At 41.0% G+C, this 25,735-nt stretch carries 23 protein-coding genes, 7 tRNA genes, 1 other RNA gene, 2 pseudogenes and 1 riboswitch; of the genes and pseudogenes, 14 read left to right on the top strand and 19 right to left on the bottom strand.

Annotated elements, in window-relative coordinates; translation table 4 throughout:
• Positions 1–57 precede the first annotated feature (57 nt).
• From CSH31_RS02275 to CSH31_RS02265, 3 genes are read left to right on the top strand one after another with little or no spacing between them, the layout of a single operon-like run.
• A complete protein-coding gene (locus CSH31_RS02275) occupies positions 58–2,109 on the top strand; it encodes a hypothetical protein (RefSeq protein ID WP_128008689.1) in 2,052 nt (683 codons plus the stop codon).
• Positions 2,102–2,584 (top strand): hypothetical protein, encoded by a 483-nt coding sequence (locus CSH31_RS02270; RefSeq protein WP_128008688.1) that lies wholly within the window; start codon positions 2,102–2,104, stop codon positions 2,582–2,584. Before CSH31_RS02275 ends, CSH31_RS02270 begins: the two co-directional genes overlap by 8 nt.
• On the top strand, positions 2,508–3,713 hold the full coding sequence (locus CSH31_RS02265) for a hypothetical protein (protein WP_128008687.1): 1,206 nt from the start codon (positions 2,508–2,510) through the stop codon (positions 3,711–3,713). Before CSH31_RS02270 ends, CSH31_RS02265 begins: the two co-directional genes overlap by 77 nt.
• On the opposite strand, the gene ffs is transcribed toward CSH31_RS02265, so the two are convergent.
• From ffs to CSH31_RS02185, 16 genes and pseudogenes are all read right to left on the bottom strand, one after another.
• An RNA gene (gene ffs, locus CSH31_RS02260) (signal recognition particle sRNA small type) lies at positions 3,713–3,801 on the bottom strand. The genes CSH31_RS02265 and ffs overlap by 1 nt on opposite strands.
• 44 nt (positions 3,802–3,845) lie before the next feature.
• Entirely contained in the window at positions 3,846–4,163 is a 318-nt protein-coding gene (gene hinT, locus CSH31_RS02255; protein WP_128008686.1) for a histidine triad protein HinT, read from the bottom strand.
• 23 nt (positions 4,164–4,186) lie between these two features.
• Positions 4,187–5,014 (bottom strand): HAD family hydrolase, encoded by an 828-nt coding sequence (locus tag CSH31_RS02250; RefSeq protein WP_128008685.1) that lies wholly within the window; start codon positions 5,012–5,014, stop codon positions 4,187–4,189.
• Positions 5,007–6,497, bottom strand: a complete 1,491-nt coding sequence (lysS, locus tag CSH31_RS02245) for a lysine--tRNA ligase (protein ID WP_128008684.1) — start codon at positions 6,495–6,497, stop codon at positions 5,007–5,009. Before lysS ends, CSH31_RS02250 begins: the two co-directional genes overlap by 8 nt.
• A 29-nt stretch (positions 6,498–6,526) precedes the next feature.
• Positions 6,527–6,615 (bottom strand) — tRNA-Ser (locus CSH31_RS02240).
• A gap of 73 nt (positions 6,616–6,688) precedes the next feature.
• Positions 6,689–6,764 (bottom strand) — tRNA-Thr (locus CSH31_RS02235).
• Complete coding sequence (locus CSH31_RS02230; protein ID WP_128008683.1) at positions 6,755–7,561, bottom strand: Cof-type HAD-IIB family hydrolase; 807 nt, start codon at positions 7,559–7,561, stop codon at positions 6,755–6,757. Before CSH31_RS02230 ends, CSH31_RS02235 begins: the two co-directional genes overlap by 10 nt.
• Before the next feature lie 8 nt (positions 7,562–7,569).
• On the bottom strand, positions 7,570–8,226 hold the full coding sequence (locus CSH31_RS02225) for a 5-formyltetrahydrofolate cyclo-ligase (protein ID WP_128008682.1): 657 nt from the start codon (positions 8,224–8,226) through the stop codon (positions 7,570–7,572).
• Positions 8,192–8,279: transfer RNA gene (locus tag CSH31_RS02220), tRNA-Ser, on the bottom strand. Before CSH31_RS02220 ends, CSH31_RS02225 begins: the two co-directional genes overlap by 35 nt.
• Positions 8,280–8,356: transfer RNA gene (locus tag CSH31_RS02215), tRNA-Ile, on the bottom strand.
• A gap of 17 nt (positions 8,357–8,373) precedes the next feature.
• A tRNA-Met gene (locus CSH31_RS02210) sits at positions 8,374–8,450 on the bottom strand.
• Between the two features lies 1 nt (position 8,451).
• Positions 8,452–8,528 (bottom strand) — tRNA-Ala (locus CSH31_RS02205).
• Between the two features lie 3 nt (positions 8,529–8,531).
• A tRNA-Pro gene (locus tag CSH31_RS02200) sits at positions 8,532–8,608 on the bottom strand.
• A 45-nt stretch (positions 8,609–8,653) separates the two neighbouring features.
• Positions 8,654–9,981: pseudogene (asnS, locus tag CSH31_RS02195) on the bottom strand (asparagine--tRNA ligase).
• A gap of 18 nt (positions 9,982–9,999) precedes the next feature.
• Positions 10,000–11,100: a DNA polymerase III subunit beta gene (dnaN, locus tag CSH31_RS02190; protein ID WP_127942816.1), complete on the bottom strand. Its 1,101-nt coding sequence runs from the start codon at positions 11,098–11,100 to the stop codon at positions 10,000–10,002.
• A gap of 176 nt (positions 11,101–11,276) precedes the next feature.
• The gene (locus tag CSH31_RS02185; RefSeq protein ID WP_128008681.1) at positions 11,277–12,620 is read right to left on the bottom strand and encodes a DnaA/Hda family protein; all 1,344 of its coding nucleotides are present in this window, start codon (positions 12,618–12,620) and stop codon (positions 11,277–11,279) included.
• Positions 12,621–12,934: 314 nt separating this feature from the next.
• Here CSH31_RS02185 and rpmH point away from each other — a divergent pair, with 314 nt between their 5' ends.
• From rpmH to CSH31_RS04975, 5 genes are read left to right on the top strand one after another with little or no spacing between them, the layout of a single operon-like run.
• Positions 12,935–13,078, top strand: a complete 144-nt coding sequence (rpmH, locus tag CSH31_RS02180) for a 50S ribosomal protein L34 (RefSeq protein ID WP_127942814.1) — start codon at positions 12,935–12,937, stop codon at positions 13,076–13,078.
• On the top strand, positions 13,078–13,398 hold the full coding sequence (gene rnpA / locus CSH31_RS02175) for a ribonuclease P protein component (RefSeq protein ID WP_127942813.1): 321 nt from the start codon (positions 13,078–13,080) through the stop codon (positions 13,396–13,398). The genes rpmH and rnpA overlap by 1 nt, the downstream gene beginning before the upstream one ends.
• A 1-nt stretch (position 13,399) precedes the next feature.
• Positions 13,400–15,235: a membrane protein insertase YidC gene (yidC, locus tag CSH31_RS02170; RefSeq protein ID WP_161565676.1), complete on the top strand. Its 1,836-nt coding sequence runs from the start codon at positions 13,400–13,402 to the stop codon at positions 15,233–15,235.
• Positions 15,236–15,256: 21 nt separating this feature from the next.
• Complete coding sequence (gene mnmE / locus CSH31_RS02165; RefSeq protein WP_128008679.1) at positions 15,257–16,387, top strand: tRNA uridine-5-carboxymethylaminomethyl(34) synthesis GTPase MnmE; 1,131 nt, start codon at positions 15,257–15,259, stop codon at positions 16,385–16,387.
• The gene (locus CSH31_RS04975; RefSeq protein WP_128008678.1) at positions 16,335–16,586 is read left to right on the top strand and encodes a hypothetical protein; all 252 of its coding nucleotides are present in this window, start codon (positions 16,335–16,337) and stop codon (positions 16,584–16,586) included. Before mnmE ends, CSH31_RS04975 begins: the two co-directional genes overlap by 53 nt.
• A gap of 4 nt (positions 16,587–16,590) precedes the next feature.
• Here the strand turns inward: CSH31_RS04975 and CSH31_RS02155 are convergent, their stop codons facing one another.
• Positions 16,591–16,800, bottom strand: coding sequence for a hypothetical protein (locus CSH31_RS02155; protein ID WP_127942810.1), 210 nt, complete (start codon positions 16,798–16,800; stop codon positions 16,591–16,593).
• Positions 16,800–17,309, bottom strand: a complete 510-nt coding sequence (locus CSH31_RS02150) for a cytidine/deoxycytidylate deaminase family protein (RefSeq protein WP_127942809.1) — start codon at positions 17,307–17,309, stop codon at positions 16,800–16,802. The genes CSH31_RS02155 and CSH31_RS02150 overlap by 1 nt, the downstream gene beginning before the upstream one ends.
• Before the next feature lie 41 nt (positions 17,310–17,350).
• On the opposite strand from CSH31_RS02150, the gene thyA reads away from it, so the two are divergent.
• The 4 genes and pseudogenes from thyA to CSH31_RS02130 all read left to right on the top strand — a co-directional run bounded on the left by thyA (position 17,351) and on the right by CSH31_RS02130 (position 22,892).
• On the top strand, positions 17,351–18,220 hold the full coding sequence (gene thyA / locus CSH31_RS02145; RefSeq protein WP_128008677.1) for a thymidylate synthase: 870 nt from the start codon (positions 17,351–17,353) through the stop codon (positions 18,218–18,220).
• Positions 18,221–18,275: 55 nt separating this feature from the next.
• Positions 18,276–18,692, top strand: coding sequence for a dihydrofolate reductase (locus CSH31_RS02140; RefSeq protein WP_128008676.1), 417 nt, complete (start codon positions 18,276–18,278; stop codon positions 18,690–18,692).
• Positions 18,693–18,754: 62 nt separating this feature from the next.
• The gene (locus CSH31_RS02135) at positions 18,755–20,233 is read left to right on the top strand and encodes a solute carrier family 23 protein (RefSeq protein ID WP_128008675.1); all 1,479 of its coding nucleotides are present in this window, start codon (positions 18,755–18,757) and stop codon (positions 20,231–20,233) included.
• Between the two features lie 123 nt (positions 20,234–20,356).
• Positions 20,357–22,892, top strand: a pseudogene (locus CSH31_RS02130) (vitamin B12-dependent ribonucleotide reductase).
• Here CSH31_RS02130 and CSH31_RS02125 read toward each other — a convergent pair.
• On the bottom strand, positions 22,889–23,377 hold the full coding sequence (locus tag CSH31_RS02125) for a dUTP diphosphatase (protein WP_128008674.1): 489 nt from the start codon (positions 23,375–23,377) through the stop codon (positions 22,889–22,891). The pseudogene CSH31_RS02130 and the gene CSH31_RS02125 overlap by 4 nt on opposite strands.
• A gap of 90 nt (positions 23,378–23,467) precedes the next feature.
• Positions 23,468–23,587: riboswitch (adenosylcobalamin-variant (AdoCbl-variant) riboswitch) on the top strand.
• A 44-nt stretch (positions 23,588–23,631) separates the two neighbouring features.
• Between CSH31_RS02125 and CSH31_RS02120 the strand changes: the two genes are divergently transcribed.
• Together CSH31_RS02120 and CSH31_RS02115 are read left to right on the top strand one after the other, a co-directional pair.
• Entirely contained in the window at positions 23,632–24,216 is a 585-nt protein-coding gene (locus tag CSH31_RS02120; protein WP_127942803.1) for a hypothetical protein, read from the top strand.
• A 15-nt stretch (positions 24,217–24,231) separates the two neighbouring features.
• Complete coding sequence (locus CSH31_RS02115) at positions 24,232–25,611, top strand: hypothetical protein (protein WP_128008673.1); 1,380 nt, start codon at positions 24,232–24,234, stop codon at positions 25,609–25,611.
• The last annotated feature ends 124 nt before the right edge of the window (positions 25,612–25,735 follow it).

The following is a 25,735-nucleotide window of genomic DNA, read 5'->3' as shown; positions in this document are numbered from 1 at the left end:
GTCCTTGTTATAATTAAGCAACCTAAGATAGCCCACCAGTAAAGGAAGATTAAACATATGAAAAAAAGGACTAAAAAAGCTATCATCATCGGCTCGTCCACCGTCATCGTGGCCGGCGTGGTTGCGTCAATTGCTGTACCGCTTGTTTCAATTTATAGCCAGCCTGAGTTTAATTACCAATCAAAAGATAAACTTTACGATGACGTGCTGGGAGAGACAGTTGAGCAAACGCTCAACAAGCAAGGTCAACAAGAGAAAATTCAACTGGATAAATTTGATTACCAAGTTGCTTTTTACCTTTACGACTTTGAGCAAAAAGGTTCGCTTGAACTTCAAAAACAACACTTTAACTGGGACATCTACGAACTAAAACTTAAAATTGAGGCCGAAAAAGAAAAAGTTGAGGAAAAGCAAAGTGTGATCGAAGAGCGGATCCGAGGTTACCAAGATGACATTCGCAAAATTGAGGACAAACTAAGTGCTTTAAACAGAGAAATTGGTGCTGCTGAAGGATTGGATTACGAACGTGATCGTTTTGCGAGCGAGTATCCTAAAGTACTTCTACCGCTGGAAAAAGTTCGTCAAAAAAGAGAGACGGTTTATAACGACAGCAAAGAAAATTACGTCAGCAAATTCTCAACTCGCCAAGAGGGACTTAACGCTTGACCAGATGAAAGAAGAAGGCTGTACAATAACGCCGCCACCGACAAAGAAGCAGTTGACTATTTAACTCACAAAGAAATCAGCGAGAACTCTTTCGCACAATTCAAATTTAAAATCAACAGCGATTACACTTACGAACAAAAAAGAGCCCAAGTTGACGGACAACCAATTTTCAGTTTCCTCAAAGATGCCGTTGAGAAAAAATACGATGAGACAGAGGCTCCTCCTTTGGAAGAAGTTGAGGACACACGTAAAAAGGAAAAAGTCTACTTTACCGGCACAAACTCACGTATCCCTAGTCGTTTAGCAATTAACTTCTCATCCGAAGGGCAGCAGTCAGAAGACGCTCTTATCCGAGAAGTTCTTAGTCAAAATTTAATCAAAGTTAACCACGCTCTTATCGCGGCCAAACAAAACAATTCTGGTTCATCGCTACCTTGGACTTTTGAAAAAGATAAAAATGTCGTCAAAAACTTGCTTTCATTTTTTGACCGCGGTGAACGTCGCGTTCTAGAGTTAGTTCCGAACCTTTTTGCAACTGGTTCTGGAGAGTCAGAAGCATCTAACCAGGAAGAAGTTGAAAAAGACACCGCCATCTTTATTGACTTTTTCTCAAACGACGACTCAGGAAAAACCAAGTACGGATCGTTGGGCATAAGAACTGTTACCGACTATGTAAAAGAAATGGTGCCTGGTTTTTCTTTCGGAATTTTGGCGATTCTTAATTCGCCCGAACTACCAAGTGATGACCCGCGCAATGGAAAAAACTACCTCCAAGATTTAGTTGAAAACATCGAAAAAGGTGCCCAAGAAGCTTGGAAAGATGACCAGCCAACTAACCAAAAAGATTTGGTTGAAGCGCTGAACAACTTAGGGGATGCCGACACCCAACGAATTTTTGGGAAAAGTTTCCGCGATACTTTTGACCCAGAAAAAGATGGACTGGAACTTTATTACCCCGCTGGTGAAGGTGCCCACGTAGTAATCTCTAAAAACGGTGTTCACGCTGTTAAAGTGACTAGTTTTGACGAGCCGGCTAAAATAAAAGCTGAGATTGAACGCGATCTAACCCAAGTTGCTCAAGATCAAGAAGTTAACAAAGCGGAAACAAACTGGTCTAACCTTTTCAACAATCACTTCACCCAGCATTTTCGGATTGACTTTATCATCCGCGAGTATAACCAAGGTGATGCTCTTAAAAACTTTGTGCTTGAGCAAGACAAGGAAATTAACTGAAACGACATCGTTAGACTAGTCGGATCAATGAAAAACGCAAACTCTTGGGAATCAGCTAATAACGCCCTAGGCAAAAAAGTGAAAGAGTTTTACATCGATTCGATCGACAAAGAACTTAGAACGATCGACCCTACCTTGCGTCCTGAGGAAGTTTATAATGTTCTCATCAAAGAAACTATCTTACCGACTCGAGAGGAAAATGATGCTTAAAAACCGAAAACTTTGAAAATTGGCGCTTGGCAGCATAGTGCCGGTAATGCCGCTTGGCTCTTTGCTAGCTTGCGCAGCTGAGTTGAGCGACGAGGATTCCGAGCTGCTCAGAAAATTCACCTCCAAAGAGGGTCTTAATTACTTAGAAAAACTTTGGTTCCAAAAAGTCACCGACATCCAAGGTTTGCAAATTAACCATGAATCGCCTTGGCAAAATGCCACTATCAAACGTTTGATTAAGTTCTATTTGTCCCAGCAGTTAACAAATAACGCCGACTACTTAAATTCGTTAGGATCGCAACTTCTCAAAATAACTGACCAAGAGGGTCAAGCTGTTTATAACACGACCGAGGATAACATCAATAACTTGACCAAGATCGGTTTTTTTACGCCAGTATTTGAATGGTTACGAAAACGACTTTTTTGAGCAAACTTACCTAGAAGGCTCTGACCAAACTCGAATTGAAAGAATTAGTCAAATTTTGATGTCAGAGTTGGCAATTGGTTTTGCTAACACAATTTACAAACATTTAATCGTGTCAGAATACCAAAAACTAACACGTCAAGAGTTTGAAACTCTTTACCGCAAGCAACACGAAGACGATGAAGACACCAGCGAAAAAGAGTACAAATTCCGCGCAATTGAGAAAGAAATTGATCCGGGCGTGAACTTTCTCCTAACTAAAAACTTACTAAACAAACAACTGTTTTTCAAATGGGAAATTAAACTTGACTCCGAAAAGTCCAATTTTTACATCCAGGACAAACTCGGTGAAAATAAATACCCCTATTTAAGTGACGCTGTTAAAGAATTTATTCCGGGTGCAGAAGGCGACGAAGCTCTCCAAAAATTAATGTCTTGAAGCGAAAGAAATAAAAAATTACCAACTCAAATTTTCAACTTGACGAGTTTCGTGGCTGAAGTCGAAAAACCCGAGCAAGAGCCAGGTGATAACGGAAACAAAGAACCAGAACCTGTCGTTGAAGATAAAGAGCCAGAGCCTGTTGTTGAAGATAGGGAACCAACTGAAGAAGACAATCCAGTTGACCAGCCAGACGAGAATGACAGCGGTTCTGATTTGGAAAGTTTTGCTGCTCGTTTGCTTAAATACCGAGCCGAAGACGATGAAGTTCCGAAGGAAAAAATTAACCTTAACCTGAACAGTTTCTTCGCTTACAAAGGTATTTCTAAGCAAGATTCTGGACGGGGAAAATTGCGGTTTGGTAGTTTGAGTTGGTTTAAGAAAGCAACTAGTTCCGATTACTGGTACGGTTTTTTGCAAGAGAGCGACCTAGTGACGAAAGACATTGAGTTTTTGTCTAAAAAGGAAACTTCCTTCCAACTAACCCAGATGCTGGGCATCATGCCAATTTGAAGAGAAGAGAAAATTACTCTCAAAGGATCAATTTTCCAAGGACTAGAAGACCAAGCCGCTTGAATGCTATATTCGCAAGACGACACCCTCTACACCGAAGCTTTACGATACTTTTCTGATAAGGAAGAAAAGGGCGGTCGAAATATCAAAATTGTCGTTAACAACGAATTTTTAAGAAAACGCCTAATTGATAGAGGTCTGAGTTACATCCAAGACGACAAGGATTAATAAAACACCACCGAACACTTGCTGCTCATTATGGCTGCTACGTTTCCGTCCTGACCAGGTTCTGAGCCCACAAATTCCGGTGGCAAAAAAATGATAGCAAAACTTTAAAATGTCTTAGTTGCGTTGGGTGAGTTAAATTAAAGATGGAATTATGTGCACGTGGGTGTACATAATTTCTTGTCCGGCTGGCTGTCCGTTATTAACAATCAAATTAAAACCTGAAACCCGCATACTTTTAATGGTCTCAAGAGCCAGTTGACGAGCTTTATCCATTAAATACTGGTAATCTTTGGAGCCGATGTCAATTAAGTTAGTTGAGAATTTTTTGGGTACAACTAAAAAGTGTCCGGGACGAGCTGGTCGAATGTCCTTAAAAGCCATCACACGATTATCCTCATAAATTATTTTGGCCTTAACTTCTTTACGAATAATTTTTTCAAACAGCGTCATTTGACTTCCTTTCTTAGAACTTATTATCCAATAATTTCTAGGATTTTGGTGGCAATTGCATCTGAATCGTTGTCACCGATGATTGTTTTAGCAATCGCTTTTGCGCGCGTAGTGCCGTTTGACATAGCAAAAGAATTATTAACTGCTTGGAGCATTTCTAAGTCGTTATCTGAATCACCAAAAGCGATCATTTTTTCCACTTGACAACCAACTAAAGCGCACAAATCATCTAAACCAGTTTTTTTATTGACGCCCGGAGGGTTAAGATCAACGTAAGTTTGGTTAGCGATCGCAATGCTAGCTTGCTGACTTAAATTGGCTCCTAACTCTTTGGCTAATTTTTCGGCGTTATGCTCGTCTAGTCGAAAAGCGACTTGCATGACTTTTTCCTGCTCTGCTTTGGTTAAAAGGTCGTTTTGGTTAAGCTCGTAATTACTTTGAAAAACAGCCTTTTCAACTTGGAAAACTTGTTCAAACCAAGGGGGTCTAAGTGGCTGTGCGCAAACAATCCCGCGGTACGGCGCTTTGTTAGTGTGCAACGTTACGAGCGGACAATGCGGACCAGCTATTTCCAAAGCCTCTCGAACGACTTGGGCAGGTAAACTTTTTTTGAAGTAAAACTTTTGTTGATCAACGTCGTAAATGTAACTACCGTTATTGCAAACTAAGTAATCAACTAGTTGTCGCTGAGAAAAAAGGTTTCTTAAGTTAGCGTAAGGACGACCCGAACAAAAAACGATTTTGTGACCTTTTTCCCGGGCTTTGACAAGCGCTTTAACGGTTGAAACGTTAATTTCACGCTGACTGTTTAAAAGCGTGCCGTCAATGTCAAAAACAAAGTATTTACGCATCTTGGTGACCCTTAATTCTCAGGTGAGGAAATAGTAAAACTTGCCGAATCGAATCTTGTTCGGTGAAAAGCATTACCAAGCGATCGATGCCAATTCCGCAACCTCCCGCCGGAGGCATGCCGTGTTTAAGTGCGTTAATAAAATCAAAATCGATTTCATTAGCTTCTTCGTTGCCCGCTTGACGCTCTTCCAACTGCTTTTCAAACCGAGCTAACTGCTCGGTAGGATCGTTTAATTCCGTGAACATGTTAGCGAATTCTTTGCTGGCGATGAAAAGTTCGGCTCTTTCCACAAAACCCGGCTCTTGCTTACAATCAGCAGCGAGCGGCGAAATCTCAACCGGGTAATTAGTCACGAAGGTCGGCTGAATCAAAGTCGGTTCAACTAAAAGTTCAAATAACTCATTAATAATGTGGCCCGTTTTAAAGTAAGGCAAAATTTTAAGTTTGTGGTTTTGGGCGACCTGACGTGCTTTTTCAAAACTGATCCCGTCAAAATTAACGCCCGTTGCCTTGCTAACCGCGTCAACCATTTTTAAACGCTTAAAGGGCTTGTTCAAATCAATTAAGTGCTCACGGAAACGGAATTTATCGCGTTTAAGTTGGGACGCCAAAAACTTGAACAACTTTTCGGTTTGACTCATCATCCCCTCTAGGTCGGAGTAAGCCTGGTAAAACTCAACCGAAGTAAATTCAGGGTTATGGCTGGTGTCAATTCCTTCGTTGCGGAAAAGTCGCCCAATTTCGTAAACTCTTTCAAAACCGCCGACCAAAAGTTTTTTAAGTGGCAACTCTGTCGCGATCCGCAAGTAAAAAGATTGGTGAAGAGTGTTGTGGTAAGTGGAAAAAGGTCGCGCAGCAGCTCCACCTAAAACCGATTGTAAAATTGGCGTTTCAACTTCTAGATAGTCTTGTTTGTCAAGGTAGTTTCTGAGCCAAGAAATCAGACGGCTGCGGGTTCAAAAAATGTTTTTGACTTCTTGGTTACTCATCAAGTCTAAGTAGCGGTGTCGGTAACGCTCTTCTACGTTAGTTAGGCCTTTTCATTTTTCGGGCATCGGTCTTAGCGTTTTAGTCAAAACTTTTATTTCCAACACGCGAATGGCGATTTGTCCAATCCCGGTTTTCATAACTGTTCCCTTAGCCCAAATAATGTCGCCCAAATCCAGCAGTTTAGCCACGTTTTGAACGCCCTCTAAATCTTTAGCTAAGTAAATTTGGACAGCCTGATTTTTTTCGTTTAAGTTAAAAAAAGGCCCACGCATAGAGGTAATGCGTCCGGCCACGCTCGTTAAAATGGCACGACTTTTTAACTCCTCTTGACTTAAGTGTTGGTATTTTTTAAGCAAACTTTTGTGGTTGTCTTTAACGGGTAAGCTTTTGTGGTAAGGGTTAATTCCCAGTTGCCTAAGTTTAGCGCATTTGTCTAGACGAACTTGCTCTAACTCATTAATGGAACTGTGAGATTTAGTAGTTATTTGCATGAAACCTCGGTTAGTCGCTCAGTGCGAAATGGCGGATAGTGAGGGATTCGAACCCTCGCGAGTTTTAAGCTCCTACAGCATTTCCAATGCTGCCTCTTAACCACTTGAGTAACTATCCGACTAATATCAAAATCATAACATCGTTTATAAACTAACCACCTCTTGGAGGTGGTTTGATCTTTTTAAAGATATGGTGCCGACTACTGGAATCGAACCAGCTACCCCTTCCTTACCATGGAAGTGCTCTACCGATTGAGCTAAGACGGCTCGGATGCAGAAACAGTTTTTTCAACAAAATGTCTTAAGGCTTGACCGACCCCGTTACTCAAAGAGTCGGCTACGACCAGACTGGCGATTTTTTGGATTTCAGGCTGAGCATTAGCCACGGCGTAGGATTTTTGGCTTAGGCTCAGCATTTCTAAGTCGTTCGGTGAATCGCCAATCACACCTATTTTACCGAGTGAAACATTAAAATTTTGACAAAACCACTTAATCGCGCTCGCTTTTGTCACGTTTTGAGCAACAATTTCCACTCGTCGCGGCAACATTCTAACTAGCTTAACCGGTCACTCCGCAATCAACTTGTAAACCTGGTCTATCTTAGCCGGATCGGCAATTAACTCAATTTTTAAAACTGCGCCATTTGGCTGGTTGGCGAAGTTAATCGGTGAATTTTGAAGAAACCGACGTGTTTTGGCAACTCGGAGCGGGTCGGATCCTTGTGAAAAATAAAACGAATTTTCTTCCCATCACTGCACGCTCACTTTGTGAGCGACCGCCAAATTTATTACCGAACTAGCGATCTCACCAGGAATTGTTTTTTTGTAAATGGTTCGCTTGTTTTTCCAATCGTAAATTAAAGATCCGTTGAGCAAAATTGAGTAGGGTGTTTTAAACTTTTTGACCAAAATCTTCACGTTGTTAGTTAAACCGTTGCCAGTTGCTAGCACCAACATAACACCTTGCTTGGCAGCTCAATTTACATCACAAACAGTTTGGGGGTGAATTTCCTGACGAAAATCGTAAATTGTGTTGTCAATGTCAGAGAAAAAAACGCCTTTCATGGTTGAGATTATACCGGAGACAAATAGCTTTGTTTTTCGGTAATTACCACGTCAACTTTAACATCGTGATTTTCGCAGGGAAGCGCGTCAAATCGCTGCGCCTCAAAAGCAAGCATGATTTTTTTTATGTCCTGGTTTTGACTAAGGTAGCGGTCGTAGTGTCCGCCCCCAAAACCAAGCCGAGTTAAAAAACGGTCAAAAGCCAGTCCAGGCAAAATGATGACGTCAATATCTTTAGCCAAAACAATCGTCGAATCCGACTTTGGTTGGCGAGTTTGACGGTACTTTTCAAACGGAAAGTGAATTGAATTAATTAGTCGCATTGACATCCCCAAATTACGATCAACTCGCGGCAAACAAACTTCTTTGCCTGTTTGCATAAGTTTGTAAATAAGCGCTTTAGTGTTGACCTCAAATTCAACCGGAAAATAAAGACCGATCACACGGGCGTTTTTAACCCAAGGATGGTCAATAACTTGCTGAAAAATTTTTCTTTCGTTAGCGATTTTAACGTCGGAATTAAGTCGCTTAATTTTTTGAAAAACTTGCTGACGAATGGCTTCTTTTTTCATTTTAAAAGCAAAAATGCCCGGCGGTAGACAGGCTATTTCGGGCACGTTGGTCGTGGTATGGCGGGCAGACAGGGATTCGAACCCTGGGTACATTTCTGTACATCTGTTTTCAAGACAGGCGCCTTCAACCGCTCGGCCATCTGCCCTGGTGGACCCAACAGGATTCGAACCTGTGACCAACCGATTATGAGTCGGTTGCTCTAACCAATTGAGCTATAGGTCCGAAAAATGGTGACCATTTGGTGGCTCAGGTGAGAATCGAACTCACAACCTCACGGGTATGAACCGTGCGCTCTAACCAATTGAGCTACAGAGCCATGGTGGAGGGTATGGGACTTGAACCCACAACCTCCTGAGTGCAAATCAGGTGCTCTAGCCAATTGAGCTAACCCCCCATATGGTGAAGAAGACAGGATTTGAACCTGCAACCTTTTGGTCCCAAACCAAGTGCTCTACCAAGTTGAGCTACTTCTCCAATAATCAAGTGCCACAACATTATAAGATAAAAAACTTGGCTCTTTTACATTCTTAAATTTCCGGGAGTTCGCGGAAAAGGAATCGTATCACGAATGTTATCAAGACCGCAAACATACATAACTAAACGTTCGAATCCCAGCCCAAATCCAGCTGATCTGCCGCCGCCAAAACGCCTTAAATCAAGGTATCAATCTAGTTCTTGGGAGTCGATTTTGAGTTCTTTGATACGTTTAAGTAATTTTTGGTAATTTGCTTCCCGAACCGATCCGCCAATTAGTTCTCCAACCCCTGGAACAAGCAAATCAAAATTAGCCACCGTTTTTTGGTCCTTGTTTAGTTGCATGTAAAAAGCTTTGATTTGACTAGGGTAATTAACGACCGTAACTGGTGAATGGTAAATTTGTTCACAAAGAACTTTTTCGTGTTCAATGCTCAAATCTTCGCCGAAGGAAATTTTTTTCAAACCAAACTTATCGCTTGAGTGGTTAAGTTTTTCCAGCGCTTCGCGATATTCAACCGTGGGAATTTCTTTGGTAATTAATTGGTCTAAGTTTTGAACATGCTGAGCGGAAATGTTTTGGCCTAGCCAATCAAATTCATCTTTTAGTGCTTGCTTAGTGTTGCTAACCACTTGTTTTAACATTTGGGTTCCTAAATTAATGATTTGTTCCAAATCGTAAAAGGCTGCTTCGGGTTCAACCATCCAAAATTCAGCGATGTGTCGGGTTGTGTGTGATAGTTCGGCTCGAAAAGTTGGAGCGAAGGTATAAACTTTTTGAAATCCAGCCGCGTAAGCTTCGGCGTGAAGTTGACCCGTAACTGACAAGTTAGCTTTGCGATTAAAAAATTTTTTGTGAGCCGGACTTTCCACCAGGAAAGTTTCCCCAGCTCCTTCTCCGTCGTTGCTGGTGATAATTGGACTTTGTAAGTAGAGAAAGTCGTTTTTTTCAAAAAAGTGGTGAATTTCCTGGGCTAGTTTAGAACGAATTAACATAACTACGCGAAACAAGTTGGTCCGATGACGTAAGTGGGGTAATTTTCGCAAAGTTTCGCGGTTAATGTGTTGTTTTTGGATTGGAAAATCATCATCAACGCGGTTAAAATTTGAAATTTTTCAAGTTCTAATTCGATTGGTTGAGGTTTGTCGGGAGTTAAATTAATTTTTCCGCTTATCTCAATTGCTTGACCGGCTTTAATATCTTCTAATTCAGAAACTTGTTTTTTGGCAACCACCTGAAGATTTTTAACTGTTGATCCATCGTTAACGATTAAGAATCGAATTTTATTGTTTCCCCGGTTGGAAACTACCCATCCTCGTAAAACTAATTTAGAGGCTGGTTTTTTTTGGTCTAAAAGTTTTTTAATTGTCAAAACGCGGCTCTTTCCAACTTACTGACGTTGAGGAAGAATCAATTGAACTAAGTTGGGGTTAGATTCTCCTTTTAAAACAAAAGGTTTTTCAATTTCAAGGAAGTGGAGCGCCACCTTGCCTTTAAAACGACTTGCAGCTTCTTTAAGATAATTTCCGTTGAAAGTAATTTTAAAATCAGGCCCGTTTCAAGTAATGTTTTTACTTTTAACTTCGGTGTGACCAATTTCATTTTCGCGGCCTAAAATTTCTAACTCTTGTGGTTTTAAAACTAACGAAAGTGAGTTTAAACTAGAACTCTCTTTGTAAACAACTAGCGCTTTTTCAACTAAATTAATTAGTTCGCTAGTCTCAATCTCTAGACGGTAAGTAAATTGATTCGGAATAACTTTGCCAACGTTAGGATAAATACCGTCAATTAATTTGAGTAAAACTTGGGTACTTTGGTAAGAAGTTAAAACTTTATTTTCTTTTAAACAAAGTCTGATTAAACCTTGGGCGTGCTCTGGCACAAAATCTCTGACGTGACGCGAAAGAATTGTAATGTTAAAATCTTGCTTAGTTTGAACTGGAATAGTTTCGCGAGCGATGCGGTAGGTGTCGGTAGCACTAACTATTAATTGATCATCTTTGGCAGATAAATTTACGCCGTTCAAAATTATGTTAGAGTCGCGGTTAGAAGCTACGAAGGCAACGTTTTTAATCGTTTCACGGAGCGCTTGAGCATCCACATCAATTTCCTGACCACTAACGTCAAAACTAATTTGCGGGTACTCGGAAACGTCTAACAAATTATTTTTTGAAAAAAAGTTTTGCGATTTTAAAACAAGTTGATCTTTTTCAACACTCATTTCAAGTGGAGAACTGTGTTTTTTAATTAGTTGAACAAACAACTTACCTGGGACTAAAATTTTGCCGGTTTGAATTACTTCAAACGATTGATCAGTTGGAATTGTTTCTTTAATCGATAAGTTACCGTTTGAAACTAAAAGTTCAAGCTGATTGTCTAGAGCCTTAATTAAAATGCCTTTGAGCGCAATTAAATGAGCATTGCTGTCTAACGCCTTCAAAACGTTATTCAAGTGCTTTTCAAATTTGCGTTTATCTAATTTAATTACCATAAAAATTAACTTAATTTTACTAGTTAAATTAACTCAAACCGAAAAATTAGTTAGTTAAGTTAATGTTGATTAGTTAATTATTAGTATTAGTACTGTTAGTTTAGGGGATAAAAGAGTTAAAACCCTTAAAATGGGCGTTTTTAGTGTGGAAAAAATTGGGGAAAAATTGTTGAAAACTAAACGTTATTTTTAATTCTATTTTCAATGTTGCGAGCTGCTATTTTGATGGTTTTGTTAATAGACATGAGGTGATCGATGTTTTTAACTGAAAAAATAATTGTTGAATGATCTCTTCCTCCGAAAATTTTGCCAATCTCGTTAAAAGAGAGTTTGTTAATTTTTCGAATTAATCAAATTGCCATGTGACGAGCTGCGACAAAGTTTTTTTTGCGTGATTTACCAATCAGATCTTTTCGGTTAATTTTGTAGTAATCACAAATGACGTTAAGTACTCTGAGTGGTGTCATTTCGATTAAATCACCACCTAGATCTTTGAAGATATTACTAATTACTGTGTAGGTGTACTTGATTTTAGAATTGCTTTCGGCAAAAAACAAAACTCTTTTAACTGCGCCCTCTAGAGAGCGGATAGAGTAAGCGTTATTTTGAGCAATAAACCGAATAGCATCTTTTTCCCATTGCTCAGGATTAAGGTTTTCCTGCTTAATTTTAAATTCCAAAACTTTAATTAAATCGTCAATTTCCGGTTCTTGGATAATTGAAGAAATTCCCGAGGAAAAACGGGTGATAAATCTCTCTTCAAAACCACTTAATTCATTAGGTAATTTATCCGAACAAATTACGATTTGTTTTTGTTCCTCAATGTGTCGGTTGATGATGTTAAAAAGAATTCCTAAGGTTACGTTGCGATCTCCCAAATTTTGAATATCATCAAAAAGTAAAAAATCGTACTTTAAAAAATTCTCGGTGAAACTAACGATATCTTGATTTTTACGGACGATTTGTGTCACATCCCGGGTAAATTTGTTTGGTTCGATGTAAATTACCGAGTTTCCATTCAAAATTGCTTGGTTAGCAATTGCGTGGAGTAAATGGGTTTTACCTAAACCTGATTTTGAACTGACATAAAAGGGCGAAAAACGACCTACGTTAGTAATTATTTTCTGAGCTATTTTCACCACTTCATGGTTAAATTTTGAAACAACGTAGTTTGCGAAGTTAAACCGCGGATTGATATTTTTAGAAACCGCCGGAGAAACATTTTCAACTGGAGAAATTTGTTGACCCTTCCACCTTAATTTGTAGTCCAAAACTTTATTGAAAACAATTTCAATCGCGTGTTGAAAAACTTCTTTGTACTCAGAATTAATCAATTCGATCGCTTGGCGTGAATTTACCTCAATTAAAACGTAGGTTGGAGTAGTGGTAACTATTTTTAAGTCTCGAATGAAAGAGTTAAGAATTATTTCGTCGCCAATTACACCTTCTAAATAGTTAACCAGCGAAGCTGAATTAGTTTTATTATCAATTTGATCAGGTTTGTAAACTAGTCGTTGCATAGAAAAGTCATTTTAAATCTAAAATCATCATATAGTCATAAAAATTCACTGACTTTAAAGTTAAACTTAACCACCGGGAAAAAACGGCTTTTCCACCAACTTATCCACATAATTTAACTCAGATTAACGGGACTAAATGGGTTTTTCCACAATTTAAGTTGTTGAAAGAATTTTGGGTGATAAAACAGTTTTCAATTTACTCTATCCCAGTTAATCTCTATAATTATTATTGGACATTTCAACAACTTTTTGGTATAGTGATTATTTATATAACTACGTTAAGTTAACGCTCACCGCGTGGAACAGAGTCAAGCATGGAACGAACTTATCAACCAAACAAACGCAAACGCGCTAAGACCCACGGTTTTCGAGCGCGTATGTCAACTAGCGACGGCCAAAGAGTGTTGGCGGCCCGAAGAGCAAAGAAACGCAAAAAGTTAACTGTCTCAAGCGAGTAATGGATAAAAAGTTTGTTCTTCGAAAAAACTGACAGTTTAAAGATGTGATTGCGAGTAAAAAACAGTTTGTCAGTAAGTACTTAGTTCTTTACTACCGACCTAACCAATCCAATCTTAAAGTTGGCATATCTATTTCAAAAAAAGTCGCTAACGCGATTCGGCGTAATTACTACCGTCGTCAAGTGCGACAAATTCTTGACCAAACGCCAGAAGTTTTTAATTTAAATTACGATGTGGTTTTAATTATCCGAAAACCATTTATGCCGTTAGATTTCCAAAGCAAAGCCCAAGCTGTTAAACAAATTTTTGAAAGGTTATAGTGTGAGTTACGGCCAAAGATCAAAAAATTACGATTGATTCAAACAAAGTAACGACGGAAACAAAAAAACAGCCGGCGAGAAATTTAAAACGTTTGGCAAGTTTTTGCGAATTTTTATTTACTTCTGCCTTTTTTTCTTTTCCATGTACGGCTGCGTTCAATCTTTCTTCATTAAAGTTGACGATAACGTGAGTCGCGGATTTGAAATTTATACAAGCGAAAAAAGTATTTCTCCGCACGTAACTAGCTTTTCCATCAACAAAAGAGAAATCAAAATTGACGATCAAACTAGCGAGGTCTATTTTGCTAAGGCCGATGCCAGCAGCAACATTTTTTTCCGGGAAGACCAGCGCGACCAAGACGGAGAATTAATCTTGGCAAAAGCTCACCAGACGATTCAAATGCAAAACAAGCAGCAAGACTTACGCTTGTCTGACGCTTGACAAGGTCTTAACGAATCTTTTGTCGTTAACTCTAACGTTGAAGAATTAAAGTCAAGCGGTCAAATTCACAAATTTTCTGACAGCGATAATTACGCTCTACTTTCTTCGCTTGCCGAAGTTTATAACTTAGGTGGTCAGACAAACGTTAGTTCGCTTGAGAAAATTAAGTTTTGGGTTCAAGGTAAAACCAAAACTGATTATCGGCAAGTTGGGATTGGACTTTACCAAAAAGCGGGCGATAACTGAAACGCCATTACGACCGATAGTTCAGAAGACGCCCTTTTGCCACGCAACCAATTTAACATCGCTTTTATAAACCATTTTTTCGGTCAAAACCCTTTTTACCTTGACTTCATTAGCAAAGACCCTCGCACCATTGTTAAAAACATTGACGACGAAAAAGCGCCTTCCGAAATCGAGCGATTTTACATTTTGCAAAAAAATGCTTTGGCCAACATTCTGGGTTATGTCGGAGTTAGCAGTGATTTTCAAAGTTACAAATCAGGCGGCAATCTAGATCCCGAGCAAGACAAACTAATTCTCAAACACAACTACATGCCTTTGATTGGCTACGAAAAAACCGATTACCGACCAGTTGTTAGTTGAGGCCAAGCTTGGTCACTCGGCCCTTTTTACGGCTTATTTGTTTTTCCGATCGGTAAAATTTTTGCCATGACTGTTTCGGCGATTCCTTTGCTCTCGGGTTGGGAGACGCTAATTGCAATCGTCACTATCGTGGTGATTTCTCGGATTGTCATTTTTGCTTTGTCTTTTAAATCAACCATGCAACAAACTAAGATGCAAGATATGCAAGCTAAGAAGGCAATCATTGATGCTAAGTATGCACCTTACGAAGGCAACAAACAGATGGAAAGTCGTAAAAAGCAAGAACAAGCTGAGCTTTACCGTAAGATGAACATTAACCCTCTCGGCGCTTTTGCCAACTTATTTTTGATGATGCCGATTTTCTTGGCGATTTGGAGAGTTATTGGCGGCGTTCAACAAATTAAATCAACGGTTTGACTCGGAATTAATTTTTCAGCCACTTCGTGAAGAGAACTTTTGGCCGGACAATTTCAATATTTACCGTTAATTATGCTCGCGGCCGGTACGCAACTTTTTGCCCAACTGTTTCCGCGCTTACTGACGCGTCGGCGCGACAAATTGCGCATTAATGTTTACCAAAAAACTGCCATGAAGAAAAATAACAAAATGCAAAACATTAGTATGTTTATCATGGTGTTTTTAGCAGTGATTTTCAGCGCCGGCATTCAAATTTACTGAATCATCGGAGGTCTTTGACGGATATTTGAAGTTTACATAACTCACAAAATTGTTAACCACCGCAAAAAATCCTCTAAACGCAAAAAAGACCGTACCGTCGTGCTTAGTTAACCTTGAGTTTATAATTACCAAATGTTTGACACGATTAGCGCTTTAAGCACTGCGCCGGTTAACCAACCGATCGCGATTATCCGTTTATCTGGACCTGACACCTTTAGCGTCGTCAGACAGATTTTTCGCGGCAAGATCGGCGCTCACCAAAGCATTAAACCGGGTCTAATCAGCGATGGCGATGAGGTTATTGACCAAGTTTTAGTTGCCTTCTTTCAAGCTCCCAGCTCTTTTACCGGGGAAGACATGGCCGAAATTTATGTTCACGGCGGTGTGGTCAACGCCAAGAGAGTTTTAGAGTTAACGATTAAAAAAGGCGCTCGCCTAGCTAACCGCGGCGAGTTTTCTCACCGCGCTTTTTTAAACGGTAAAATTGACTTAATTCAGGCTCAAGCAATTCACGATTTGATTTTTGCCAAGACGCTTAAACAAGCCCAAATTTCTGCTCAGAAGTTAACTGGTCAAACTAGTCAACTAATTGAAAATATGCTTCAAGAACTCAGTGACTTAATTGCGGTTTGCGAAGTTAACATTGACTACCCCGAACACGATGATGTTCAGCAAATTAGCGACCAAAAATTAATTCCGATCGTTAGTCAGTTGCTGGAAAAATTAACTCGCATCGAAAACGAGTCTCGACAAGCCCAAAGCATTTACCAAGGGATTCAAGTGGCCATCGTTGGACTTCCTAACAGCGGCAAGTCTTCTTTGCTAAACGCTTTAATTGACCAAGATAAAGCGATTGTTTCAAACTTACCAGGCACGACCCGCGATGTCGTGGAGGGCCAAATAGTGGTAGGCGACATACTAATTAAACTAAGCGACACAGCCGGCATTCGCGCGACTGACGACGAGTTGGAAAAAACAGGCGTTAGCAAAAGTTACCAAACGCTAAGCCAAGCTGACTTAGTTTTGCATGTGATTGATGCCAAGGTTGGTGAAAGCGACTTTGATAAGTTAATTGAAGAGCGCGTTTTGGCGGATCAGATTTATTTAAAAGTTTTTAATAAATCAGATTTACTAACTGAGCAAAGTCATGAGAAAGACAAAATCTTGGTGAGCGCTCAACTAAAGCAAACCGAGTCGCTGGTGGAAGCAATTAAAGATAAATGTCAAAAAACCGATTTATCAGATTTGCACATTTTTAACTAGTGCCCACCAGGTAAGTTTAGTTGCTAAAGCTCGTCAGGCACTGAGCGACGGACTAACTGCTTTGGAGGCAGGACAAACTTTTGACGTGGTAATTGTTGACTTGCACCAGGCTTACCAAAACTTAGCCAATGTGAACGGCCAAGCCGATCACTATCAGTTACTTGACAAAATGTTTGCTTCTTTTTGCTTAGGTAAGTAGTTAATTAAACGATTTTGACTAACACTTCTTTGCCAGTCCCTTGCTTTTTGTTGCGGAAAATGTGAATTACTTCGACTGGTTCATTCATTTTAGTGTGCTTGCCTTGGAGTTGAGCACGTCGGAAAGCGGTGATTTGGTGTTCAATGTTTTCCAGCGTGTGACTTTCGGCGATAATTTCTTGCGAACTTTTTAATCGAGCACGGTATTGGTACATTAATCGTTTGTCTCACTTTCATTTGTTTTGACAACTAAATTATCGCATATCTCATCGGTCTCAATTTTTAGATTAAGCCGGGGTCCGGCTCGAAATGCCACCTTGGTTTGACGGAAGATTTTCTTAGCGATTAAGTTGTCTTCGGTTCCATCGTATTTGTCATCCAGGTAAACTATTTCTTTGATACCAGCCTGTGCGACAAATTTAGCGCAGTTGGAACAAGGGAAGAGCGAAGTAAAAAGTCGGGTGTTACGTGTGTCTTTGATTGAGTTTAAAATGGCATTCATTTCCGCGTGAACTACGTAGGGGTATTTGGTGTGGGCATTTTCTCCGTCTTTTTGCCAAGGGAAAGCCCCATCCATTCCTTTGGGCATCCCGTTGTAGCCTAGTCCAATTACCCGGTTATGCTCGTTGACTAAAACCGCTCCGACTTGGGTGTTCGGATCTTTTGAACGTCAACCGGAAACAAGTGCTAAAGCTAGAAAGTACTGGTCTCAGTTTAATATCATCTAGGCATTATAGCCGCTATCTTTGCGATAATAAACTCGCCATGGTTAAATATTTAGAGATACTTTCGCACGTTTTGGAAAGGGGCCAACGCAAAAAAAGCCGGACTGGCGTGGATGTTCTAAGCGTGTTTGGTACGCAACAAAGGTACGATTTAAAGAGCGGATTCCCGCTTTTAACCACTAAAAAAATGCATTTTCGCAGCATCGTTCACGAGCTTCTTTGGTTTATCAGCGGAGACACCAACATTAAATACTTAGTTGATAACGATGTGCGGATTTGAAACGAGTGACCTTACCAGCGTTATCAGCAAAGTCAGTTTTATCAGCCCGAACACAACTTAGAGTGGTTTATTAACCAAATTAAAACCGACTCTGCCTTTGCGCAAAAATGAGGCAACCTCGGACCGGTTTACGGTCGGCAATGGCGTAATTTTGGCGGCGTTGATCAAGTCAGTCATTTGATTGATCAAATCAAAAATAACCCCGACTCAAGACGTTTAATTTTAAGCGCTTGGAATCCGCCCGAGTTAAAATCGATGATTTTGCCGCCTTGCCACCTTTTGATCCAATTTTACGTTTTAGACGGACACTTATCTTGTCACCTTTACCAACGCTCGGCCGATCTTTTTTTAGGCGTGCCTTTTAACATTGCTTCTTACGCGCTTTTCACGATGATGGTGGCTCAAGTTTGCGGACTCAAGCCGGGCGAGTTTATTCACACTACCGGCGACACCCATCTTTACTTAAACCATCTTGACCAATCGCGCGAACAGTTAGCGCGTAAACCATTAAAACTCCCCCGGTTAATTCTTAACCCAGCCGTTAAATCCATTTTTGACTTTAAGTTTGAAGACATTGTTTTGGCTAATTACCAAAGTCATCCGAGCATCAAGGCGAAAGTGGCGGTTTAATGGTCAAAATGATCGTAGCCGTTGGCCCAACTGACTAATTGGCAAGGGAAACAAATTGGCTTGAAAAAACCCGGCTGAACTAGCTTTTTTCCGTCGGATGACTTTGGGGCAAAGTTTGCTTTGAGGTCAAAACACTTTTGCCAACTTACCGGGCCGATTAACTGACCGAACCCACTATGTGCTGAGTGATCGACCCTTAAAAAACGCTGACCACATTTTAAACTCAACCGATCAGGTGGTCAAACTTTTTGAAAAGTTTGACCACGATCAAAAAGACATTTTCATTAGCGGCGGTAAATCGGTTTACGAGCAGTTTTACCCTTACGCCCAGGAAATATACGTTTCCCAAGTGGACACAAAAGCGCAAGGCGACGTCTTTTTAAAAATTGATTTATCTAAGCACCGGAAAGATTTGTTTTTCCGTGGCGACGGTTTTGAGGTTTTTCTCTACCGTAAAAAGTTTGATGGTTAAAAAAATCTAACAATTTTGACTCCAAAATTGAGATACCATGAAAAAAATTAGGAAGAAAAAACTTGCCCGAAACCAAAACGCTAAAAATCACTGTTCCCAGCGCGCCACCAAGAAAAATGGTATTGGATGTGCGCGAGCGACCGTCGTTAAAGTTTTGGATCATTTTATCTTTCCAGCACGTTTTTGCTATGTTCGGGGCGACTGTTTTAACACCCCTATTAATTAATTTAACCGCTGACCCGACAGGACAAACTAAAGTGATTGGTGTTGATGTCGCCCTTTTTGCTTCGGGCGTTGGTACTCTTGTTTACATTGCAATTACTAGAGCTAAAGTGCCGATTTACCTTGGCTCGTCAGTCGCGTACATCGGGACGATGGGCGCGCTCTACCCGCTTTACGGAAACAGCATGTTTCTCGGTCTGCTCGGGATAGGGCTTGTCTACTGCTTGGTGGCGATTTTGGTTTACCTTTTTGGCACGGGGTGGATTAAAAAAATGCTGCCTCCGGTTGTAGTGGGACCAATGATTATTGTCATTGGTCTTAGTCTGGCTCCGATTGCAATTAACCACATTTTTTTGCTTGATTCAAAGCAAGGTAACATTTTTGAAAACGGCAACTGAAACATAGATTGATGAGGTGTCGGCGTCGCTTTGATTACGATCGCCAGCGCGATGCTAATCGTTTTACTTTGCCGCGGCAAACTTAAACTCGTGCCAATTGCAAGCGCAATGCTAATTGGTCTAGTTGTTTCTTTAGTCGTCTCGACGTGACACAAAACGCCTGAGTTCACCAAATACTACCAAGTAAATTGAACTAACATTAGCACTTACGTAGGGTTGCCTGATTTTTCCAACGCTCTTTTAAATGGTCAAGTGATCGGTAAAAATCAAAGCTATTCTCCGATGCCGCTTCTAATTATGATGCCGATGGCGCTGGCAACGATTGCCGAGCACATAGGCGACCACACGGTGCTAGGAAAAATTACCGGCCGCGATTATTTGGGCGATCAGCCCGGTCTACACAAAACTTTGTTAGGAGACGGGTTAGCAACTATGGTTGGTGGCGCGCTGGGCGGACCAGCTAACACATCTTACGGCGAAAACACGACCGTGGTTGGTCTTTCGCGAGTTGCTTCGGTTTACGTGACCGCTCTAGCAGCTGTGATGGCGGTTGGGATGTCGTTTGTTTCGGTGATTTCAACTGTTTTGCACCTCATTCCAACCCATGTTTTAGGCGGTTTAGAGCTAATTCTTTTTGGTTTTATCGGCACCAACGGTTTAAAAGTGCTTTTAGATGAGAAAGTTGATTTGCACCAAGCACGCAACATTTTTGTGGTTTCCATTATGTTAGTTGTTGGTCTTGGCCGGGCAATTTTAGGCTGGAATTTAAACCAGGTGGCGATCGTATTTTCGCCCACTTCAGTCGCGATTTTTGCCGGAATAAGCGCTAATTTTCTGCTTCCTAAGGAACGCAAAATTAACCTTGATAAAATGTCCATTGCCGCTCAGAGCAGATCCAGAACTGGTTCGCCGCCCGATTAGACCAAAAACCAGTTCGGAGTGTGTTTTACATAAAATTCTACTTTGTTGGTAGATGTTAGTAGATAATGTTCAATGCACTATTCAGTTTGAAAAAATTTTCTAACTCTAAGGAGGTCAACACCTATGTCCGCTAGTACCACTTCACTTGAAACGCCATCAGTTAGTTACCCTCGAAAATACATTGATCAACTTAACCAAGCGATCCTAGAGCATTTTCCTCACCTAACACCCGTTAGTTCAGAAATGCAAAAAACTTACGAAGGAATTAGTCGGCTAGTGATGCTTGACCGCTATTCTCAAAAAGATCTCAAACTGAAAACTTTGTCAGAGGGTGATTTGGTCGTGGCCAAAATTAAGTACGACGTCAAATTTCCTACCTTAGGGACGGCCTACGTGTTAGAGATTAAGGACGAGTTAGTTACGATTCAAGTTGAAAACGAGTACATTAACCAAATTGATCCCAACTATCACCCAACCGAAGACGGGGTGATTCAAGTTCATAAATCTACTCTAAGTAAACCGCTGGAAGTTTATTTTGAACAAATTGCTCGCCGGGTGGCTAACGCGCTCGGAGCGAGCGAAAGTCAAGCTTGAAAAGATGAGTTTTACCAGCAAATTGCTTCTAACAACATTGTTCCGGCTGGTCGGGTTTTGTATGGGGCTGGCTCTGGCACCAACGTTACTTACTTTAACTGCTTTGTGATGCCCATGCCGCGCGACTCCCGGGAAGGAATTTCCGAGCACCGTAAAAAACGTGATGGAAATCATGTCTCGCGGCGGCGGTGTCGGTACTAACGGCTCCACTTTACGACCTAAAGACACGGTTGCTCTGACTGTTGGAGGTAAATCTTCGGGGGCAGTATCGTGACTGAATGACATCGCGATGCTAACCCACTTAGTCCAGCAAGGCGGTTCGCGTCGGGGAGCCCAAATGATTATTTTGGCCGACTGACACCCCGACATTGTTGAGTTCATCATTTCAAAAATGCAAAAAGCGCCAATTTTGAAATGAATCGCTGACCATTTTCCTGACGCTGACATTGTTCGTGAAGCAAATGACAAATTAAAGTTAAAACCTTTATCAGATTTTGAGCGCAAAGTTTTAGAGCAAGTGATTAGCAGTCAAGCTCCGCGTGAACTAAAGGAAAGCGCCACTACTAGACTAGAACAAGGAGGATCTTACGAAGTGGTTGAGCCAGAGTTTTTGACTGGCACTAACATTTCGGTTGGTATTTCCGATCCGTTCATGGAAGCGGTTAAAAAAGACGCGCTTTGGTCGTTGCGTTTTCCCGACATTGAAAAATTAACCCCGGAACAAAAAAAGTTTTACGACGAACACTGGCATGAAATTGGCGACGTGCGCAGGTGAGAAGAACTGGGTTATCCAGTTAAAGTTTACAAAACTATTAAAGCCCGCGAGTTGTGGGATTTGATTAACTTTTGCGCAACTTACTCGGCCGAGCCAGGCGTTTTCTTCATTGACCGCGCTAACCAGATGACAAACGCCCAAGCTTATGATCAAAAAGTCGTCTGCACCAATCCTTGCGGAGAGCAACCACTAGCTCCTTACTCAGTTTGCAATTTAAGTGCGATTAACTTAGCTAACATGATTGAGCATCAGAGCGGAGAAATTCTTTGGGATAAACTAGCTAAAACCGTTAGCGTTTGCGTTCGTCTCCAAGACAACATCATTGATGAAACCCCCTATTTCCTAACCGAAAATCGCCACCAAGCGCTGGGAGAAAGAAGAGTGGGGATGGGCGTGATGGGACTGCACGACTTTCTCATTTGGAAAGGTGTGCGTTATGGTTCAAAAGAATCGCTGGAATTGATTGACAAAGTTTTTGAAAAAATTGCCACCACAGCTTACTTAACTTCGGCTGAACTAGCTCGTGAAAAAGGCCCTTTCCCATTTTTAAAAGGAGAGGTTGAAAAACTTTGCTCAACCGGCTTTATTCAAACTTTACCGCCGCAAGTTCACCAAGCCATTCGGGCAAACGGCGGACTTAGAAACTCTCATCTTTTGACGATCGCTCCAACGGGAACAACTGGGACGATGGTTGGCGTTTCAACTGGACTAGAGCCCTACTTCGCTTTTAAATATTTCCGTTCTGGTCGACTTGGTAAATTCATTGAGGTTGATCAAAAAATTGTCGCTGATTGAAAAAAACACCGCAACTGGTTTAACGGCAATGAATTGCCATCTTTCTTTGTTTCGGCGATGGATCTTACCCCGGAAGAGCACGCTGACGTGCAAGTGACAATTCAGCGCTGAATTGATTCTTCAATTTCAAAAACAGTTAACGCGCCCCGCGGATACACTGTTAAACAAGTGGAAAAAATTTACATGCGACTTTACGACAATAACGCTAAGGGAGGAACCGTTTACGTGGATGGTTCGCGAGATTCGCAAGTTCTATCAATTGATAAAGAAGACAACCAACTTGACACCCAAACGATTTCGGTTTCCGAATTTACCCGCGAGCAAGTTGAGCACATCAAAGAAAAGGTGTCTGACATTCCCGGGCTAAAGTACGGCAAAGACATCGGAGTTCAAATTGGCAATCTCTGCCCAGTTTGCAAAGAAGGTACGATTGAAAAATTTGGCGGATGCAACTCTTGTGCTAACTGCGGCGTTCAGTTAAAGTGCGAAGTCTAGTAGTTTTGCTGCATGCGCTCGTGGTTAATTAAGTTCTTTTTAATGTAGTGGTGTTCAATTTCACTTTGGGAAAGATTGAGCAGTTCTCCCAGACCTAAGTAGAGGCGGAAAGCGCGCCCAATTTTTTTGCGACTAATTTTGTTTTCCAAACTGCTTACCGCTTGAAAAAGACTGAGCAGTTGAGTGTTAATGTCGTGACGGTTGGCTAATTTTGATTCAAAACGGTACTTTTTAAACTTAGCTCTTACCAAAAGCGAAGCAAAGAAATGAAGTCCGTCAGCATACTCTTCCAGAATTTTTTCGCGCTGGTAATGGCGCTGTTTTTTTCAGTATTTAAAAGAAGCGATTTCGTTAGAAAGTTCGGCGATTTCAACAATTAATGCTAAGACGCGGTGCTTAGTTAAATCGGCGTTTTTAACTTGGTGTTGAGTTTCGATTGCTTGGTCAAGTTTTTTTTGTAAATCAATGATTTTGTCTAATTGCATGATTAATTAACCCCAATTATAGGCAATTTGGATTAATTTGCAATTCTGTCTTTGGTAGTATAATGGCGTTGCAACTCAATTTAACGCCAAGTGTTAAAACATGGAATTGGTTGAAAATACCAAACTGTCCTAGCAACCGTTATAGTCGGGTCTTTGTTTAGCACTGATCACTAAGGATGAAAGCGGGCGCTTTAAACTAATCATGTTCGTTTGTTTGAGCAACCCATCTCTCCAGTTGGGTTGCGATTTGTGTTATGAAGAAAAGTCAATTTTACGCAGTCTTATCGATCGTTTCTTTGCTCTTAATCGTTTTTGCCAGTCTTTTCAGCGTTTACTTTCAAAAGTATCAACAACTAGATGCTAACTTAGAAAAAGGCAGTCATTACGGTGGTAAAGAAGTTCGTTTAATGTCAAAAACGTTTGATGGAAAGCAAGAGATGGACCAGATTTACGTAACAAAAAGCGATCATAAAACTCTCGAAGATTTGATCTTGTGAATTAACAAGTTTGAAGTAGAACAAAAAATCACCGACCAGGAACGTTTTGGTTTTCGCGACCACCACAGTCTTTACGGTTTATTTGTTAACCGTGTCAACGGAGTTTTTGCTGACTACAATGATGAGTCGGAAAGTTGGTGGAAAATTCTCTCACCTACCGCGTCCAAGCCAATCACTAACAGCGAAACACCGCTTGACTATTCCCGCGACTTTGCTTACCAGTCTTTTGGTGAACAGTCTCGTCAAAACTGGACTACCAACTTCGGCATTTCTGGCATACCGCTTGTAGCTGATACGATCGTTATATTTGTTCAAACTGCTAAATGAGACATGAGCAATTAAAGGAGTTTTACTGAGATGAAAAAAATCATTTTTACTTTGTTTGGTTTAGCTTTGCCTGCCGCTTCGGCTTTGGCTTGCTCGGCCAACTTAAGTCAATTAGACATACCGCTTGACGACTGGGTTGGAGACAAAAATCCAGCCATTAAATCAAACTCTAAACTTAACATAGAACGCATTTCCAAACTGCCGACCTTTCAAGTGGACGGCCAAGATTATCCAGTTAAGGACGACGGACTTTACCTAGTCAAAGATGCTTACCAAGGTATTTTTTGATCGGGAGACCAAACAAACGGAACCCAGGTCGATGCCAAAGTAGTGCCGCTAAAAACTGCCAAGCCCTACCACGTCGGAGTTTCGCTTTTAAGTGGAGGCGACTCTTTTTACGTTCTTTACAACGATAACGACCAAGACGGATATTCCATCGCCAACTTTTTGGACAGTTTTTATTTACATGACACCAACTTAATTACCAACCAAGAGTCTTTTGAGCTCAATCGCGAGTCTGCGCAAGCTGTTAAACTCGGTCACCGCTGAGGCCATTACACCGGCATCCCGTTCGTACAAAAAACCGATTTAACTGGTCAAACACCTCGTTATTACGGCGAGCAGTCTAAACTACCTGCTGGCCAAAGTTGGGACGCAAGTTTTGCAGAATTTTTGCAAAAAGAAACTAGCCCAGCCGCGGTTAATTTAGCGGCTAACTTTTGAAACGTCAAAACCACCCCAAACAAGAGCGGTAGTTTTGATCCGCAAGACCCTTCTGCTTCGGGTGCTAGCAAACTGTGGCTCCCGATTACGGGCCAGGAAAATTATTTTTCTTACCAGATCACCCATCGGAACGCCGTGAAAATTACTTTCAACCAAACTGCTAACAAACCTTACATAGACGCTCAATTTGGACTTGCCAAAGACGGTTCTTTAGATTTTGCTAACCGCGAAATCAGTGCTCAGGATGTCAAAATTTACTCGGTAATTGTGGGCGGAAAAGACCGCCACAACGATTACTTAAATCATCAAAATCAAGTTTATCAGTACCGCGCGCTTAAAGAAAGACCCGTTAGTAATTCGCGCCTTCACAAGCTGGGCGACGAGTACCTAACTTTCCATGCCAAGGATGCGAGTTGGTTGGGTCAAAAATTGGCGAACAATTTGCACTTTAACGCTTTTCGACTTAACGGAGTAGACGGTAAAAATTACGTAGTTCACCGCTCCGGACTACCTTCTTCGCACTACCAAGTGGTTTTTGATTTGCATGTTTCTTGGCCCGAAGAAAAGCGCTACCGATTAGTTAGCACCGATGGCAAAAAATACCAGCTGATGCTCAAGGTTGACCAGACTTACCAGCCTGTTCAAAATTTTAATCTTGTTGAAATAGTTAAAAGAGTAGTTACTTAGTGTTAAACCGACTTTCACTAGTCTAGCGGTTTTGGTTTTGCCATCTCCAGCAGTTTAGTAGTTAAAAAAACTGACCAGATTGACTAGTTTAAGCAAACTTATTAATGCGAGGAACAAACAAACA

The organism is Mycoplasma sp. ATU-Cv-508 (assembly GCF_004011945.1).
GTDB lineage: Bacteria > Bacillota_I > Bacilli_A > Mycoplasmatales > Metamycoplasmataceae > RYZV01.
This window is presented reverse-complemented; position numbering and strand designations above follow the sequence as displayed.